The 19605-nt window shown below is 38.0% G+C and carries 12 protein-coding genes; 8 read left to right on the top strand and 4 right to left on the bottom strand.

Annotated features, from left to right (window positions below):
• Window positions 1-399 precede the first annotated feature (399 nt).
• Entirely contained in the window at window positions 400-1800 is a 1401-nt protein-coding gene (locus tag BC008_RS37465) for a lamin tail domain-containing protein (protein ID WP_063800848.1), read from the top strand.
• Window positions 1801-2039: 239 nt separating this feature from the next.
• Here the strand turns inward: BC008_RS37465 and BC008_RS37460 are convergent, their stop codons facing one another.
• Window positions 2040-3728, bottom strand: a complete 1689-nt coding sequence (locus tag BC008_RS37460; RefSeq protein WP_063800847.1) for a Vgb family protein — start codon at window positions 3726-3728, stop codon at window positions 2040-2042.
• A 114-nt stretch (window positions 3729-3842) separates the two neighbouring features.
• Window positions 3843-5327 (bottom strand): sodium:solute symporter family protein, encoded by a 1485-nt coding sequence (locus tag BC008_RS37455; protein WP_036262330.1) that lies wholly within the window; start codon window positions 5325-5327, stop codon window positions 3843-3845.
• 1396 nt (window positions 5328-6723) lie between these two features.
• On the opposite strand from BC008_RS37455, the gene BC008_RS37445 reads away from it, so the two are divergent.
• The 7 genes from BC008_RS37445 to BC008_RS37415 all read left to right on the top strand — a co-directional run bounded on the left by BC008_RS37445 (window position 6724) and on the right by BC008_RS37415 (window position 19034).
• The gene (locus tag BC008_RS37445) at window positions 6724-7476 is read left to right on the top strand and encodes a winged helix-turn-helix domain-containing protein (protein ID WP_027838812.1); all 753 of its coding nucleotides are present in this window, start codon (window positions 6724-6726) and stop codon (window positions 7474-7476) included.
• A gap of 40 nt (window positions 7477-7516) precedes the next feature.
• The gene (locus tag BC008_RS37440; protein ID WP_027838811.1) at window positions 7517-8857 is read left to right on the top strand and encodes a sensor histidine kinase; all 1341 of its coding nucleotides are present in this window, start codon (window positions 7517-7519) and stop codon (window positions 8855-8857) included.
• 709 nt (window positions 8858-9566) lie between these two features.
• On the top strand, window positions 9567-10229 hold the full coding sequence (gene phoU / locus BC008_RS37435; protein ID WP_027838810.1) for a phosphate signaling complex protein PhoU: 663 nt from the start codon (window positions 9567-9569) through the stop codon (window positions 10227-10229).
• Window positions 10230-10833: 604 nt separating this feature from the next.
• Entirely contained in the window at window positions 10834-13095 is a 2262-nt protein-coding gene (locus tag BC008_RS37430) for a PhoX family protein (protein WP_027838809.1), read from the top strand.
• 658 nt (window positions 13096-13753) lie between these two features.
• Window positions 13754-14362 carry a Crp/Fnr family transcriptional regulator gene (locus BC008_RS37425; RefSeq protein WP_058184473.1) on the top strand — a complete coding sequence of 203 codons (609 nt, stop codon included), beginning with the start codon at window positions 13754-13756 and terminating at the stop codon, window positions 14360-14362.
• Window positions 14363-14515: 153 nt separating this feature from the next.
• Entirely contained in the window at window positions 14516-16138 is a 1623-nt protein-coding gene (locus tag BC008_RS37420; protein WP_027838807.1) for an iron uptake porin, read from the top strand.
• A 1315-nt stretch (window positions 16139-17453) separates the two neighbouring features.
• On the top strand, window positions 17454-19034 hold the full coding sequence (locus BC008_RS37415) for an iron uptake porin (protein ID WP_027841572.1): 1581 nt from the start codon (window positions 17454-17456) through the stop codon (window positions 19032-19034).
• Here BC008_RS37415 and BC008_RS52850 read toward each other — a convergent pair.
• Window positions 19024-19092, bottom strand: coding sequence for a hypothetical protein (locus BC008_RS52850; protein ID WP_407657096.1), 69 nt, complete (start codon window positions 19090-19092; stop codon window positions 19024-19026). The genes BC008_RS37415 and BC008_RS52850 overlap by 11 nt on opposite strands.
• Before the next feature lie 252 nt (window positions 19093-19344).
• Entirely contained in the window at window positions 19345-19602 is a 258-nt protein-coding gene (locus BC008_RS37410; RefSeq protein ID WP_058184471.1) for a hypothetical protein, read from the bottom strand.
• Window positions 19603-19605 lie beyond the last annotated feature (3 nt).

Below are 19605 nucleotides of genomic sequence, written 5' to 3'. Positions count from 1 at the left end.
TACCTCACTTACTTGCAATCTGCTACGAAATGATATTTATTGCCACCTCTACCGGCAGCTAAAAGTATTACATCAAAGAAAATTTAACTTATTTTTTATATTTTTTAAATATTAAATTAACCTGATTTTAGCTTTACTTGGATAACTAGTAATGGTAGTCCTACTTACAAAAAATAAATTTTGGGTTGGTTGCTAGATATTTGCCATATCACAATTTTTATCTTTAGTAAGATTGCTTTTCTACAAGGATTTCGGTGAAAGCGCAGGCAATTTTTGCAAACTTTTAATGGGTCATACCGCGATCTGCCTAGATGATAAAGTAACTGTGTCAATTATTTTACATATTGGACAAAGTTATTTTTTATGACTATACCTTAAAAAATTAGAACGAACTAAAACATGCAAACACTTCCATCCCTCGATAATGTAAATTCTGTTGAGTTGACAGGAGATAATATCTATCAAATTCTTTGGGAAAACGATGAAAATCAATTCTCTGTGAGTCCTCGCAATCAGAATGGAGAGTGGGAAAATCCAAATGCCGATATTTTGTTGGATGAACAGGTAAAAGCCAATGGGAGTCGGGAAATAGATTTAGCCACAAATTCCTTATTTTACCGGGTTAACGAAGAGAAACTATTTGATGAAAATCGAACCTATGTTAGTTTCATTAGTCTGTTGGATAATTATGCTATCCGTTCTGTTGATCCAGAATTTACAGACGAACAAGAGGAAGCAGAGCAACAACAGTTTATATCTTTAATTCTCAAAACTAAACCTATTCAGTTAGCGCTAAGGTACATCAACCAAGAATTTGGTGAAAATCTTTCAGAGCAACAATTTGCTTCCAAACTAAGCCGTATCTGGTTTGAACTTTACACCAATTACTTCAGGGGTAGAACAACTGAATTTGCTTCCGGTTTTGAGCATGTATTTGTTGGTGAAGGGAAATATGATATCGATGCAGGTAATAAGAAGGAATCCCTGGGTAAAATTTCTGGCTATCATTCTTGGGTAAAATTCTACCTTGACGAACAAAATCAACGGGTAAACTATTTGGGCTACAAATATGATTTGCAAGGACAAGAAGGACCACAAAACCCCAATGTTGTGACCCTACAACAATTGCAAACAGTCACGGATATGCGCGGTAATGTTGTCGCTAAACTTTTTAAGAAAAAAGGTGGTTTTTTTGTTGGACCTAGTCCGGAATGTGAAATTGCGATCGCAACCGTTGTCTACTATGAAAGTGTTTACGGTCGAGTTCGACGTGACAAACGGCGAGTAAATATTAATGGGGCAAATTACGATTTAGTTCTTTATCGCAATATCAACCCCAACGGTAGTCGAGGAGAGATGATTCGTTCATTCTTCCCCATATTTCTCAGTCTTGAGGATCAAGGAGGAGGACAAAATCAAGAATCGGAAATGGATCCTCCTCGTATTGTCCCAATAGATGAAATTCTTACCAATGACACTTCTGTTAGGATCGTGCGAGCATTACCTAACCCTGCAGGAAAAGATAAAGGTAAGGAGTGGGTTGAATTACAAAACACAGGCGATGAGGCAATTAACCTCACGGGCTGGCAAATGGAAGATAGGATCGGACGTCCTCAAGCGTTAAGTGGAACATTACAGCCCAATGAAGTCAAGCGTTTTACTGTAAGTCGTTCCACCCCTGATTCTATGCAAATGAGTAACAAATCAGGATTAATAACTGTACGCGACCCTAACTCAAAAGAAATTACAACGGTTAGATATTCCCGTGCTTCCTCAGGGACAATAATAGAGTTCGCGTAATCAATTTCTGTAGGGTGCGGTGCGTGTTTGCTTACAAGAAAATATATTTTTTGGGTTACCTTTATCACTTCGCCGTAATGCACCGCCCTAAGACTAAAAGGTTAACACGGGATTTATGACCAATAGATAGCGGGAAGCTGAAAAAGACATTACTTCTCGTTATCGCTGTTAAAATGCTGGTGATTCAATCAGGTACCAGCTGACGACTAATTTTTAAACAAGATAATTCAAATAGCTCATCAGGAATGAGATTTTCGATCTTCATGTCCCCAACCTTTAAGACCTAAGAAAGCTTTAATTCTTGGTTTGAGCTTGACTGTACGAATCGAATTATCAATATCTCCAGCAATATAAACTGTATTTTTAGCGAGGGTAATTCCTGTAAAACTATAAGGTGGTGGTCCGCTTGGAAAACCTGGAAGACCAATTGGTAAATTCTTCTTCAAAGTAACAGTTTTTCCTGTGGCTATATTAATAGCTTTAATACTTTGGGTTCCAACATCAGCGACTACTGCTATTCCTTCAGGGTGATAAGCTACTCCTTCGGGAGAAGATAAGTTTGAAGTAATAACTTGATTTTTCCCGCTCCGGAGGTCAAGTAGTGATAGTCGATTACCCAGAGATTCTGTAACTAAGACAGTATCTTCATCTACTTGCGCTAAACCTGTTGGACAAGATAAATCGGATGCTACTACACGTCGGTCTGTGCCATTTTTGTCCAAAATTTGAGTTATTTGACCGTTACCGCAGTTAGCTACCAAAATATTACTATCTGAAAGTTCGATCGCATCATAGGGTACATTAAAACCGGTGTAGGTATTCAAAACATCTCCAGTTTCTCGATTGAGCCGCTGTACTGTGTCAGCGAACCAACTGCTAACAATTGCATTTTCTTCATTAACAGAAACATTCAGAGGATTTTGAATCGGTGTAACAATACTACGTAATGTTTGCTTGATGCGTCCGGTTTTGCGATTTAAAACCCGATAGGAATTAGTGTCTGCAACATAGAGAGAATTATTATATACCGCTATCCCACCTGGTGCTGTTAATCCCCGACTTGGGATAATTTTTCGAACTTTACCAGTTTCTGTATTAACTTCGTTGATATCACTATCGACAAAGTTACTTACATACAACAAATCGTTGGGAGCAAATGCTAAATTATCCAAGCCTGGTTGCAACTGAGCAATTGATTGAGTTTGACCAGTTGTCCTATCAACTCGCAAAACTTGACCAGTTGCTGTGTCCAGCGCAAATAGCTCCCCTTTTGAATTAAATTTAACAGCAATTGGATTCACTAATCCTGTGGTGACTTGTTCGCTGACGCCAGTATCAACGTTAATTTTGATGATTTCACCCGTAAATTGACCTGGACTGTAAAGTAATCCGTCAGGACCAAATGCAAAAGCATTTAACCCCGGTTTGTTTAAAACTAAACGCGGGGGATTCACTCCCATGAGGTCAATTTCAAAAAGTCCTGTAGCATTTGGACTCAAACTTTGAGCAACAAAAACCCGACCATCTTGGTTTTGAGCGATTGGATCGACCAGTGGTATGTCTGAAGCTAGGATTGCAAGATCGCCTGTATTTAAATTGAAGCTTCTGACTTTACCTTCAAGCAATGATGTATAAAAGACATCTCCATTGGCTGTAAAAAAGAAATCGTCAGCCTGACCTTGGGGGCGATCAATTAATACATCAAGTTTTCCAGTTTCAATATCAACCCGATATATTCTTTGTCCAGCTACACTTCCTACATATAATTGTCCGTTACTATCAAAATTTAAACCATTCAATCCTTTGAAGGGTGAAGGTGGTACCAGGGTTTTTGGAACTGCTAGAGCTTCACCGACACTTAGTAGACAAAAGCTACTTGTTAACAGAAACTTCCATAGAATATTTTTCTTGAAACTGAAACCTTTCATATTCAGACTTTACTAATAGGTGAGTACTTGTGGAAAAGCCTTGTGCTTATCATCAACACGAAATTAATAAAACTCACTTTTCTCTAATAATTAATAGGTTTATGGTATTTAAACTTATTTATTTGTTTGATTTTTATTTGTTGAATTTTCGATAGGGTTGGATTTTGGTTTTATCAATAAACTTCCCAACAGAATAATTACTGAACAAAGAGTAACTATCGGTACAACTGGTAAAAAACCAAAAGTCAAACTTGCTGGGATTAACTTTAATTGAAAACTAAGTAATACTGCCTCCCCTATGAGAATGGAAATTATACAACTTAGGGGGTTGATATTTCTCCCATACAAAGCAGCAATAACCGTAGGAAACAAAACAGCCAAACCAGTAAAAGCTTGAGTTGCAATCGCAGCAATAGTAGCAGGTGGATTATAAGCAATGATTAATCCAATAATTGCCAAAATTACAATTAATATCCGTCCAACTAAAGTTTGCTCCGATAAGCTTGCACTGGGACGCAAGTAAGAAATGTATACATCCCTCGTTAACATGGAACTTAAAGCTAGAAGCTGGGAATCCAATGTTGACATAAATGCTGCTAATGCTCCCACCATAACGAATGAAGCGATCCAAGCAGGAGTATATTCTGCCAACATCATTGGTAAAACTTGGTCTGTTGCTTTTCCTGCTAGATCGGGAAAGGGAATATGTGCCCAAACCCCAATTAGTACGGGACAAATAAACATGGTTGCTGTTATCAAAGGATATAAAACAGCAGAAACCTTCAAAGATGTTGGTGTTTTGGGGATATAAAAGCGCATAAACATTTGGGGAAACATGGGTACGCTCAGAACCCACAAAAGCATATAGCTAAACCATTTGGGTTTTGTGAAAAAGTTATTGATACCCTGTCGGGAAAAAAGCTCTGGTACTTGTTGATAAACTGTGCTGTTTGCTGCACCGATCCCACCCAAATTATTGGCGACAGCAAACACCGCTAAAATCATCAACACAAACATTAGAACACCCTGCAAAACATCTGTTAATGCAACACTTCTCATACCCCCAGTAAATACATATAAGACGATTGTCACAGTTAAAACAGTTGCACCAACAAAATAAGGAATTTGTCCGCCAGTTAAATTTTCCAGAAGATACCCCGCACCAATTGGTTGCAACGTTAAATAAGGTAATGTAAAAATCGTCATTACCACCAGAAAAATCACTTTCAAAGTTTGACTTCCTAGACGCTCCGCAATTAACTCTGAGGGAGTAATAAAACCTTTTTCCCTACCTAAGAGCCAGACTTTATAACCAATAAAATAAAACGACACAGCAACTAAAGCTGTTCCAAAAGCCATCATGGGATAGTAGCTGATTCCCACCCGATAACCTGCACCAGCAAAACCTAAAAAAGTAAAAGCACTAAAGTTAGTTGCTATTAGAGTAAAGAATAAAACGATTGGTCCAATATTGCGGTCGGCGAGAAAATACTCCTGTGGCGTATCATTTTGTCTCCGATAGCCAACTATCCCCACCCCAAGAGTAAACAGCAAATAAACAGCGATAAACAAATAAGGAATTAAATTTTCTACAGCCATTGGTGTAGATGATTTTCACTATCAACTACTCTTACAATAGTGCCAAAAATGGTTATAAACACCTACTACTAATTATCAGTAGAGATATGTTGGCGTTAAAAATCTTAATTACTTACACAATAGAACGCTAGTTTGATGGTGTTTTCCAAAAAATAAGGGCAAATAACAGCAAAACAAGAGAAAGAAGCATTTGTAAGCCGACAAAATATATTACCCAGGGGGGAAGATAAAACACTGATAAAGATGATTCTGGTTGCCAAGACCAAAAATCAAGGGAAAGAAAAAAAATCACACTAAAACAGAAAAACCAAAAATGTGAAGCTTGAAAAATATTCATATTATTTTCTTGATTTTATGCTCGGACTGCAGGGATTGATAACTATATACCACTCAAACTGAATGTGATTCAGGTAGTAATTTTTTCTAACTTCCAGATCTTAGTAATGTTATTAATCCCGATCAAATTTCAACTTGGCTTAAGCTTTTAATTTCAAAAAAACTCTAAACTAATCATAGATTAGAAATAAAAACAAGACTAATGAAATACAATTATGAGTTCCGAACAAGATATCACGTAAATATTTGCAGACATTAGTGTTTTTTTGTTAAATAGTTTACCTGAGGAATAGAGGTATTAGTATTCTAACCAAACTAATACTTGATGTTTTTAATTCAAAAAAGTGCACTTTAGTACTGCAAGTTACAGCCAAAAGAACTAACAAGTCTTGTCAAGCCTGAATAGAAAGTTAGCGATTTCAGCCTTCACGCGTATCTAAGTAATTAAATGAACTTAAAACTAAACTAAAAAATAGGTCTTTCAAAGAACATAAAAATACTAAAAAATCAAAATAAATGCCCAGGTAAAGCTTAAAATGTAAACCTTAATAAACTTGCAAACAACTGTGAAATAAACCGAACATCGGGGTTAGACCCCTCAATTACCATCGAAATTTAAATTGAATAGTTTTGTCTAAATTACTTTTAAATTCTTTAAATCTCAGACATCAGGAGGCTATATTTCCTAGACATTTACCAACAGATAGGTTTTATTCTTACGGAAGAGTAATTTTAGAATAATGTATCCCTGAAACAGACTTTAATCCTGATACAATGCTGCTGGATATTTCTATTTTTAGAAAGCGAGTGATAATGCAAATAATGACAAAATAACAAATAAGCAACTGCAAAAAAATATCAGTTCGGTATAAATCAGTAAAAATAGGATAAAAATATTAATGTCTTAGTGTTTTATTGCTTTATAATAGTAAATACAACTGTTAAATATATTACATTTGCCCATAAATTTTGCACGCTAATTGAGCTAAAAAAGTAAATACATTGTATTTCTTAGTATCAATCAAATATAAGTATAATCACTGTTTATCAAATCACATCAATGTATACTAGTGAGCCAGCGAAGTATCCTGCAACAACAGATATTGGACAAGCAAACCGCGTTTTAGTGGTAGAAGATGAAGAACTTATCAGAGAAATGGTAGTTTTAGCTTTAGAGGCAGAAGGCTATGAAGTTTTAACTGCGACTGATGGACGTTCGGCAATTGAATCTTTGAAATGTTTCGAGTCTAATTCAGGAGAAGCTCTATTTGATTTAGTCGTTCTTGATTTGATGTTGCCTCACATTAATGGATTGGACATTTGTCGTTTGCTCCGACATCAAGGAAATCCAATTCCAATTCTCATGTTGAGTGCCAAAAGCAGTGAGACAGACAGAGTTCTTGGGTTAGAAGTCGGGGCTGATGACTATCTAAGTAAACCATTTAGTGTCCGGGAGTTAGTTGCTCGTTGTCGTGCTTTATTGCGTCGTCAACGCTTAAGCAGTCTACCGCAAACACCTGTCTTACAGTACAAAGATATTTCTTTATATCCCCAAGAATGTCGGGTTTTGGTACGTGGTGATGAGGTGAGCTTGTCACCAAAAGAATTTCGTCTCCTGGAAGTCTTTATGAGTTATGCCCGTCGCGTGTGGTCGCGGGAACAATTATTAGACCAAGTATGGGGACCTGATTTTGTTGGGGATAGTAAAACAGTGGATGTTCACATTCGTTGGTTGCGGGAAAAATTAGAGCAAGATCCTAGTCATCCAGAATATATTGTTACTGTCAGAGGTTTTGGTTATCGCTTTGGGTAGTTGTTGGCTATGATTTTTCCAACACAACTAACAACTAGTCATGTTAATACTAGGATTTTGTATCGGTTTTGGGCTTGGAATTGGTGTTTGCACCTGGAAACGAGTGCAACTCAATTCTTGGTTTTGTTGGTTACCGCAATTATTTTTTCGAAAAAGGTTTTCTCCAGCTAAAGCGCCTTTAATTCCACGCTTACAACGTGAGATCCAATTAGTTAAATTGGAGCAACAATCTTTAGAGCAGAAACTACAAATCTGCTATGAAGTCCTCGAATCAGCACCCATTGGCTACCTACAAGTCGATGATGAAAATCAATTATTATGGTGCAATCAACAAGCACGGGAGTTATTGGGTTTACAAAAATGGCAACCTGGGGAAATCCGATTACTCCTGGAATTAGTACGTTCTTACGAACTTGACAGGTTAATTGAAAAAACTCGTGATCGCCAACAAATACAAGTACGAGAGTGGATATTTCATCCCACTTGTGAAGATGCAACGGCAATTTTAGAAGTTAAAACTCGAGCTGTGCGAGCGACTAGCTTACCCCTATCTGAGGGTCGAGTTGCAGTATATTTAGAAGATTGTCAACCGTTATTGGAGATTACTCAAGTTCGCGATCGAGCTTTTTCTGATTTAGCCCACGAGTTGAGAACGCCCCTCACCTCAATCAGGTTAGTAATTGAAACTTTACAAACTCAAATTGAAGCACCACTCGACCGATGGTTAAATCGATTATTAAAAGAAATTGACCGACTAATTGGCTTAGTACAGAGTTCTTTAGATTTAAACCAGTTAGAAACTGGCGGTTCTATCCGTTTACATCGCGAGCCTTTAGAATTACGCGGTTTAATTAATACTGTTTGGGAAAGTTTGGAACCAATAGCCCAAAAACACAATTTAAAACTAGTTTATGTTGGACCGGAAAACCTTTGGGTAAATGCCGATCCCCAACGTATGCATCAGGTCTTTCTCAATTTACTCGACAACAGTGTTAAGTACAGCCCACCAAACACAAATGTGCGGGTAGAAACCAAGGTTATATCATCTTCAGATGTTAGTAAATCAGAAGCGGATAATTCCTATTCCGTAGAGATTAATATTATTGATTCGGGTGTTGGTTTTACTCAAAACGACCTACCTCATATTTTTGAACGTTTTTATAGAGGAGATGAAGCTCGTTCCCGTTCTTATGAAGCTGAGGGGGATAAAAGTACAGATATTGTTGGTACGGGTTTAGGCTTAGCAATTGTCAAACAAATTATACTTTCTCACAAGGGTAAGATAAGTGCCATGAATCATCCCGAAAGTGGGGGAGCTTGGTTAAAGATTGAATTGCTTGGCGAAGAGATGGCAGATTTTAACGACACAGATTATATTTAATGTGTCCTGTATGGAGAAAAATTGCAAGACACTTTTTTTGCTTGTAGCTCTTCACTATCGCAGGTTATTAATGAAAGATATTTTCAATTTATAATCTATAGGATATTAAAAAATTGTTTTACTATGTTATTTACCACTTATACTGTGATAATATAATCGTTTACAACTATTTATCATTGTCAAAATAAAATCTAAATGCATCACATTCAGTCTTGCTATCGACCGATATAGTTTTGTTCAATCGACAGTCACTCAGTAACTTAAAATTTACTGATATATGAGTAGTTCAGAAAGTTAGTGAAATTGGTAGATTTACCATGAATTCAAGTGAGGGAAGGGCTTCTGTTGTAATCGTGCATGGCAAGATTATGAAAAACTTATACTCATAAATTTAAAGTTCTGAAGGTCAGCAACAAAATTTAAAAACAATTAAGTTGATAGAACCGAGCAAAATTTTGTGGAGATATCGACTTTTGAATCCTAAATGTGGTGAGTAACAAAAACGACCTTGACTAGTGTTGTCACTGGATATCGTAATTGTCAGGCATAAAAAGAAAATAACGGGGATTTATCATCCCCGTTAGTTACTTTTAGTCGCATCTAAATTTAGTACCACACCACAATCTGTCAACCAAATCGTTTTTTCCCTAATGAAAAAGTGGCTCCCCAAAAACAAAAATATGAGTCTCCTAGCTCCCGGAGGTTTTTGATGAGAAGTATGAAGCTACAACCAGGAAGACCCCAACTGACCCGTGAAATCAGGCGTGTAGAAAGAGATGTTTTACGTATGGGTGCTTTAGTCGAACAATCTTTTCGCCTCGGTCATCAAGCACTTTTTGAGCGTAATTTATCATCGGCTGAAGAACTATTTTTATTAGATAAGAAAATCGACAAATTCTATCGGCAAATTGAATCGGACTGCACAACAATAGTAGCACTTGAAGCTCCTGTAGCTCAGGACCTGCGTTGTTTGAGTGCTTTTATGCAGTTGGTAAGAGATTTGGAACGTATTGGTGATTATGCTAAAGATTTAGCTGAAGTCGCAATTAAAATTTTTCCTTATCCGCCTCATTCTTCATTACCAGAAATTGCTAACATGTCGCGCTACGCCCAAGCTATGTTAGCAACTAGTTTAAAAGCACTAGCTGACATGGATGCTGTTTGCGGTCAACAAATCAAAGTTTTGGATAACGAGGTGGATACTGCCTACGAACAACTTTATCAAACCTTAGCCTATCAACGAGATATTGAAGGATTTGTAGAACCAATTTTACTGCTGGTTTTGGCAATTAGATTTTTAGAACGCATGGCAGATCATGCAACTAATATCGGACAAAGAGTCGCATATATAATTACCGGTCACCGAGCATGATGAATACTCAGATTATTCTAGCTATTTTCTTGGAATATAGCTGAACTAATTCTAATATCTCAGTTACAAAAATCAGACTCTAACCCTTAATATTTGAAATTCCAGCCTCAATATTTGCATGACATATATAAGCATATCTATCCTTAAATGATAGGATTCATCTGTGGTAAATATAATTGCTGGTTTTCTACCCCACAGGATAGATGTACAAAAAATTTTACTGAGTTATTTAGATAGTATATCTGAATAAAAAACTCTTTATGATTAATAATACTACATATTATTTATGTCTGGAGGTAGATGCCTGAAAAAGCATTATAAATTTTAAGAAATTTCAAATTTTACAAAATGTGTTGTTAATTAGTTCACAAGAATCCGCTCATCAATTGATAAAACATCGAATATTTCCTATACCATATTATGCCGATATTTTGTTAAACAATGTCTTAAAGTTTTTCCATTAACTTTAAGATTCAGTTAACTAACTTACATTTTATAAAAACCTTACCTCCTCTTAAACTTCTAAGTTTACAGTATCATAGGCAACTGAAGGTTGTTTGCCATCAAATAGGTGTAGATGGTAAATTTGTAGTCAATCAAACTGATGGGTATTACAAGTCGTCGTCATTTTTTGCTCTGGATGGCAGGAAGTACTGGTGCATTAGCACTCAGTTCTCTGGCTGGATGTAACAATAAAATCGACCAAAATTCTGTCAAACAAATACAGAATGCTGCTTTTTCATTTAATCCCATCAATGGTCCAATTCCCTTAGAGCCTTTGGGGTTAAAAGAATCACAACAGCAAGAAAAATATCGTAACTATAAAGTTGTAGATGACTTGATATTGCCAGAAGGTTACGAATACCAAGTAATAGCTGCTTGGGGCGATAAAGTTGGTGATTCGCGTTTTGGCTACAACAACGACTATTTATCGTTTATCCCGAACGGTGATGACGAAGGCTATCTTTCAGTAAATTTTGAATATATTAGTGCTGTTCCTTGGGTACAAACATACGAACAGGTAATCGGTAAATCTCTTCCATTTGCAGAGTTGCAGGCCGTACTTAAAGATAAATCATCTGGAGAAAATGAAGTAAATGCTTATGCTTTACCAGATGATGAGCCCATAAAAGCGAAAATTGAAGAAATTTGTGCTGAAGCATTGATAGATCAAGGTTTAGGCATAATTTCTATTCGTAAAACAGCCAGCGGTAAGTGGGAGCGAACAAATTCTTCATCCGACCGGCGAATATCAGGGATTTCTGGTTTAAAAGATGGACGGTATCTCAAAGCTACTGGTCCAGCTGTGGAGATTTTTCAAAAAAAAGAAGGTCAGGGTTACATTGATAATTTAGGCGATCGTATTATTGGTTCCTTTGGTAATTGTGCTGGTGGAACAACACCTTGGGGAACTGTTTTGAGCGCCGAAGAAAACTTTCAAATCCAGGTACCAGAAACTGTTTATGCTGATGGTACATCTTTAGACCCAAGTGCCAAACCGTTTGGGTTTAATAAGAAGTCTATTTCCGGACAAGGTAATATATTTGGCTTAGCCGGAAACAAGTATGGTTGGATTGTAGAGGTAGATCCAGCAAATCCCAACGACTACGGTACTAAACATACCTGGTTAGGGCGTTATCGTCATGAAGCGGTGGGTGTACGTGTTGAAGCAGGAAAACCACTGGCATTTTATTCCGGATGTGATCGTAAAGGTGGGCATATATATAAGTTCATTAGCAAAGATACAGTTCGCGATCCCAAGGATAAAAGTAATTCGCAATTACTAAGTCAGGGAATGCTTTATGTTGCCAAATTTGCTGCTGATGGTACGGGTCGTTGGATACCTTTGAAATCAGATACAGAAATAGAGCCAGACTTACCCAGCAATATTGTTGGAAACTTAATTCGCTTACCGAAAGGTCCGCTAATAAATAGCGATAAGCAAAGGGAAAAACAGGCTTTATCTAATTCGTCTGAAAAATTACCCGAAACTTCTAAAGGTACAGACTTGCTCGTCACTCGTGACGAACAAATTACCAAGTATAAACAAATATTTAAAACTCTTGGCGATCTGTATACTGGTACACCTTCAGAAAAACAGGGCGCAATTTTAGTCGATGCCCATTATGCCGCTAGTGCGGTTGGAGGTACTTGCACAGCACGTCCGGAAGATACAGAAATCGCACCGAATGGAGACTTATTCATTACTTTTACCTCCGGTTCTTCTGGCGAAGATGGTGGTCCAGACGCACGGATATTCAAAGGTCCAAGTAGCGAAACTCCCTATGAGTATGGCTGGGTCATGCGGCTTAAAGAAGACAGCAATGATTTAGTTGCAAACACATTTCGCTGGGAAATTGTAGCAACTGGTGGCGAACCTAATGATGGTGGAATGGGCTTTGCAAACCCCGATAACTTGTTAATAGATCGTCAAGGAAATGTATGGATGGTAACAGACATTTCTACGGGTAAGCTCAATAATGCTGTTAAAAGTCGCACCAGTAACCGAGGAGAACCAAAAACTGTATCAGGTGTGTTTGGTAACAACAGTATTTGGTATATTCCTATCAGTGGTGAAGGTGCGCTTAAACCTTTATTATTTGGCATCGGACCGATGGAATGTGAAATCACTGGTCCTTGCTTTACACCTCAGGAAGATACCATGTTCGTCTCGGTTCAGCATCCAGGGGAAATTAATGGTATTCGTAACAACCAAGCTTCCGAAACTAGAGAGTACGCAATTTATACCACTACTGGTCAAGAATTTGTCCAGACACGCACAGTACCAATTGGCTCTAATTGGCCTAGCAAAAAGTCCGATTTTCCTCCAAGACCAGCTGTAGTTGCCATAGGTAAACTCTCATAAAAATAGTTGACAGTAATTATCAACTATCCTAAACTATCCTAGGATGTATAAGGTTTCACATTCACGATACTTGGGTGCATCTAAACTAAAACTACTATCGCTGAAAGAGAATAGTGCCGGAGTGTATTAAGCTTAACTGCTATGTCTTAGCGTTTTCGTTCGGGTTATAGACGTGACTGACTCAAGCAGATATTAGGGAATTTTGCATAAGCTGACACAAAAGTTGCTAGCATGGAAATTAATTTTAAATGTGATGTGATTAGCATCATATCCAATGTCTAGTGAGTTGTCATACTCTAACAATTAACAGGTTGTCACAGTCTAAGTACAGAATACCTATGAGCCCGCATTTATCTTTTGATTTGCATGAATTCTCATAAACCTGAGTTCCCATATAAAGTTATTGGAGTTTCAACTTATCAATACTCCGCGCACTATTAATCTTCAAAAGCTACGCTATAAGCGATTACCAGGGTTCATCGAAAATAAATTATTTATTCCGGGTTATCAAACTAAATTAGTTGATTTTTCTTGTGACTGCTTGAACTGCAATAACTCAATTCTGCCACGAGTTATCAGGTAGTGAGAAATATCCTGGATACCTCCTCCCACATTTAATTCCAAAATCACTGCGTTAATTTACTAAAATATACCGATGATGTACCCAACAACTCGTCCAGCAACTTCTAGCTTCTCTCAAAACTCTGCTGTTTCCACTCAACAATTACCCCAACGTTTATTTAGCCGTCGGGAAATTATTCCCCAACGCAATGATGTTTTGTGGCGCATCGAACGAGGAGCTGTTCGTACTCTAACCTGGAGTGAAGATGGGACCTTTATTACCTTGGGCTACTGGGGTGCTGGTGACTTAATTGGTTATCCTCTTTCCACAGTTAAGCCCTATCAAATTGAATGTTTGACAAATGTGGAAGTCAGCGTTTTACCGCCCCACATTTGGAATCAATATACAGATGCTCTGTTATCTCATATACAACAATCAGAAGAATTGCTAAGCATAGTGCATCGTAAACCAATTTCTCTGAGACTGTGGCAGTTTTTAGTTTGGTTGAGTGAAAAATTTGGTCGCGACGTAGAACAAGGTAAGCTAATCCACCTCAACATTACTCATCAGGAAATAGCAGAGGTGTTGAACACGACTCGCGTTACCGTAACCCGTCTTTTACAACAATTTGAAGAAGAAGCTTCACTTGTACGTCATAAACGTCAAATTATCCTCCGTTTGCCTAATCAAGGCAATACAAAGTAGTCAGAAAAATAAGTGGTTGACTTAGTTGTTAACCACCAAATCTTTCCAGAAAAATTATAGTATTATGGCAGTAAGTATATTTCCTGACAAATATATAAGGGTTTAGGGATATACTTACTATTGAGTGTTCGGGTGTGAGTGAGACTGTAAATAATGAATAAATTGATTTTTAAATGCCTAAGGCTGAGTCCAGTTGTACTAGCAGCAACCTTTTCCACTGCTGGCACTGCTTTTGCTGAGGAAATTAAGAGTGAAGTAACATCTGTTTCTGAGCTTTCCGCGCAACAGCAATTACAAGCTGACAACAGCATGGGGCAGGTAACCTCTGTTTCCCAGTTTTCCGATGTACAGCCTACTGATTGGGCTTTCCAAGCACTGCAATCCTTAGTTGAGCGTTATGGTTGTATTGCTGGTTATCCTAACGGTACATATCGTGGTAATCGTGCTCTCACTCGTTATGAGTTTGCTGCTGGTTTAAATGCTTGTTTGGATCGGGTAAATGAATTAATTGCAACAGCAACTGCTGACCTGGTTACTAAGCAAGACTTGGCTACTCTACAACGGTTACAAGAAGAATTTTCTGCAGAACTTGCAACTCTACGTGGTCGCGTTGATGCATTGGAAGCCCGCACCGCTGAGTTGGAAGCAAATCAGTTTTCTACTACTACCAAATTGAAAGGTGAAGCAATCTTTAACCTAACCAATGCGTTTGGTGATGAAGCAGTTGGTGGTGCTGACTTAGATAGCAATACCACATTCGCCAATCGGGTTCGTTTAAGTTTGGAAAGTAGCTTTACTGGTTCCGATAACTTGCAAGTTCGTTTGCAGGCTCGTAATATTGAGCAAAATAGTAACCAAACGGGTACTGATATGACTCGTTTGGGTTTTGCTGGTGATAACGGAAATGATGTTGAAATCGATAAGATTAACTACGCCTTCAACCTCGGTCCTGCAAGAATAAAGGTTGATGCTAATGGTGCTGAGATCTGGGAAAATATCAACACCTTTAACCCCAACTTCAAAAGTAGTGGTTCTGGTGCAATCTCTCGTTACGGACGTTTCAGTCCAATCTATCGTTTAGGCGATGGTGGTGCAGGTGTAACTGCAAGTTTCGAGGCTAGTGATAATCTGACCTTGAGCGCGGCTTACTTATCACCCAATGGAAGTAGTCCAGAAGATCCCAACGGTGCTTTCAATGGTTCTAATGCCGTTTTCGGTCAAATAGATTTCAAACCAAGCGATTCCTTTAATATCGGTTTTACCTATGCTCGTGCTTATCAGAATGATAGCGATAATGATATTACCACTAACAATATCAATCTAACTGGTAGTACCGGTAGCGATTTAGCGCAAAACCCATTTGGTGGTGCAGCAACTACATCTAACAATTACGGTATTCAAGCCGCATTTAAGCCTTCTTCAAAAATCACTGTTGGTGGCTGGGCTGGTTTAGCTGACGCTACAGCAGTTTCTGGTATTAACGATGGTGCAGATGCTGACTTGTTCTACTGGGGTGCTCATGTTGGAATTAAAGACGTTGGCAGCAAAGGTAGTCTCTTCGGTGTAATCTTTGGTCAACCCCCCAAAGTTACTGATAATGACATTGCTGCAAATGAAGATCCAGACACTTCATATCACCTAGAAACTCTTTACAAATTCCAACTTAACGATAAGATTGCAGTTACCCCTGGTTTATTGGTCATCTTTAACCCAGAGCACAACGATAACAACGATACCGTCTATGTAGGAACACTTCGTACTACATTTAAGTTCTAGATTTTTTTAGTTCTGGAATGTCAAATTCTAGAACTTACTATTGTTTTGATATTTGTCAAGCAAATATTTTGTTTGAGTATGCAACTACTGTTACCTCACTATTGGGTAGTAATAAGTAGTAATAAATAAATTTAAATTTAACCTGCTACTGCAGGTTTTTTTTTGGCTTAATAAATACTTCCTTATACAGCACTATGAAGGCATGTTAGGACATATATTAACCCTAAAAGCTATACACATTAGGCTTATGTCCTACGGACACGCTATGCTAATGACTTGCGCGTAGCGCTATAACCGCCTTGAAATAAATGATACTGTTGGCCAATTCATGTAGGGTTTAACCCCCCAACCTAAAAACCTTGATTCTGCCTTATTTCTACGTCCTGGAATAAATTATGGGCTAATATGCGGGCGTGGGTTTCAAGAGACTGGAATCCAGGAAATTAATACAAGTTATATGATGTCCGCTTAATTACTTATGAAAAAATATGTTTGTAGTAGCGCTTTAGCGCCAATGTTTGCCTATTGCGCTAAAGCGCTACTACGAACCTTATTACAAGTGTTTTACCGGACATGATATTAGATGTGAGGTGTGAGACCCCCTTTCAATTCGCCAAAAGCATCGTTTATTTCAAGGTAAGATTTTGGTCTAAATAAGGTTGCTGCAGGTTGTCAGTGTGGCTTATAAACCTACAATACGTACATTATGTAGTAATCCTAAATCATTCGTGTGTAAAAATAAATACGATTGCTATATCTCTATAAAAATCATCTACAAATGATTGTAAATATACCTAATTTTGTGACAACTTTTAAGTATATATCGTTTAGAAAAATTACTTATTTACTTAACAAGAAAATACCACTCAAATTAGTTATAAAAAATTGCTCTGGCTACTATTTTAATTTTGAAAAATAAGTAAACTATTGTAGAAACATAAGATATAAATTGTATTTATACAGTTGCTATACGCTTAACAAAAAGTCAATAAATTTAACTTGAAGCGATTATATAGCAAAGACTAAGACATAGTATTACTTAACACCAATTTGCTACAGAATTAGAGATAAATTAATATCAATTAAATAAAAAATTATATATCAATAAAAATAAAATTATTCTATTTACAATAAATAAAAATAGTAGGAAATACTTGAACAAATGTGGCAAATAACACAAGTTAAACGCCATATATTTTCTAGAATTATGACAGGCGAACTTAAGTAAATTCCCTGAAATAAAAATATATGAGGGAGTTCTACTATGATTCGACCGCGAGGTGTGAGCAAATTTAGTGTGAGAGAGATTAATAACATGACAAAAGGATTCTTCAATCTTCTGAAGTTGAGTCCGGTTGTTTTGGCTGCAACATTTTTCGCTGCTAACAGCGCAGTTGCTGAGCAAACTACCGTAGCTCAATTGTCCAACGAAGCTAACAGCATCGGTCAAGTAACATCTGTTTCTCAGTTCTCTGATGTACAGCCTACTGACTGGGCATTCCAAGCTGTACAGTCTTTAGTTGAACGCTATGGCTGTATCGCTGGTTATCCTAACGGAACCTTCCGTGGTAACCGTGCAATGACTCGTTATGAGTTTGCTGCTGGTTTAAACGCTTGTTTGGATCGCGTTAACGAATTGATTGCTTCTGCAACCGCTAACGCAGTAACCAAAGAAGATTTGGCTACTTTAGAGCGTTTGCAAGATGAATTCTCCGCTGAATTAGCTACCCTACGCGGTCGTGTTGATGGTTTAGAAGTCCGTACTGAAGAATTAGAAGCTAAGCAGTTCTCTACCACTGCTAAATTGAAGGGTGAAGCTATATTTGCAGCTTCTGGTGTTTTCGGCGATCAGAAAGCTGATGGAAGTGGTGATGAAATTGATAATAACGTAATCTTATCTAACCGCGTTCGTTTGAAGTTAGAAAGTAGCTTCACCGGTAAAGATAAATTACAAGTTCGTTTACAGGCTCGTAATACTCCTAAATTTGATGGTACCGCAGGCACCAAGATGGCTCGCTTGGGCTTTGATGGTGACAATGGTAACGACGTTGAAATCGATAAAATTAACTACGCTTTCAACTTAGCGAAAGGAGTACGCGTCAAGGTTGATGCTGCTGGTGCCGAAATGCAGGACAACACTAACGTGTTTAACCCTGTATTCAAGAGCAGTGGTGGTGGTGCAATCTCCCGCTACGGTCGTTTCAGCCCCATCTATCGCGTTGCGAATGGTGATGCTGGTGTAACCGTTACTTTGGGTAGCAAGAAGAAGAAGTCCCGCTCCCCCATCATCTTGACAGCAGCTTACGTTACCGACAATCAAAACGATCCTGCTGACGGTGTTTTCAGTGGTAATAATGCATTCTTCGGTCAGGTTGATTTCGCACCTACCAAAAAATTGAATCTTGGTTTTGCTTATGCTAATGCTTACGAAGATAGCACTGGCGGCAAAATCAACATTGGTAGCACCGGTAGCTCAAACGCTAATACACCTGTTTCTGGTAAGTCTAATACTAACCACTACAGCTTAATGGCTAGCTACAAGCTAAACAAGAAAACCATCTTAAGTGGTTGGTACGGTATTGCTGATGTCAATGAAATTGGTAACAGCAACCAGTCAGATATCAATTACTGGGCAGCATCTCTAGGTATTAAGGACTTTGGTGCTAAGGGTAACACCTTAGGTTTGATCTTTGGTCAGCCTCCTAAAGTTACCGACAGTAATATCGCAGGTAAAGAAGATTCAGATACTTCTTACCACTTAGAAGCTCTCTACAAGATGAAGCTCAATAAGAGAATCGCTGTTACTCCTGGCTTGTTGGTAATCTTCAACCCAGAGCACAACAACAACAACGATACAGTTTACGTTGGTACCGTTCGTACCACCTTCAAGTTCTAAAATTAGAGCTTCTCAGATTAGAACCTCTAAGATTTGAAATTCTCAAATTAGCTTGAATAAGCCTCCGCTCATTATTTGAGCGAGTCTAAATATAAAGCCTGCTTCACCGCAGGCTTTTTTATTTATTGGGGATTAGAGATTGGGGACTGGCGATTGGGATTTTTTTCAAATTGTGAGTTACTTCTTAATGGTCTTTTTCATTAATTATGACGGATTGGTTTGTCGTCTAAACCTCTGTAGAGATGTGGCACTGCTACATCTCTACAAAACGTCAAAACTAATGAAAAGAACTAATAATGACTAAATTCATTCAAGAATTATCTTCCCGTTGGGGCGACAAATCCGAAGGTGGCCGATCGCTACTCCAAGCCCACCAGACACACCCACAATGACACTGGTAAAATTCCTGCCATTTACGACGATGTTCTGGTGTAAAAACCGGTGCACGTTTATTTATCCATACTTTTTCTGCCTCGCGGCTGGTGGCGTTGCAAGTAGGACAACAGAACTCAAAAGCATGAGTAGCATTACTTGTCCATTTTGGTGGGGTCGGTGCGAATGCATCCATGTA

Source organism: Mastigocoleus testarum BC008 (genome assembly GCF_001456025.1).
Classification (GTDB): domain Bacteria; phylum Cyanobacteriota; class Cyanobacteriia; order Cyanobacteriales; family Nostocaceae; genus Mastigocoleus; species Mastigocoleus testarum.
The sequence above is the reverse complement of the archived record's forward strand: the minus strand, read 5'-3'. Positions and strand labels throughout refer to the sequence as shown.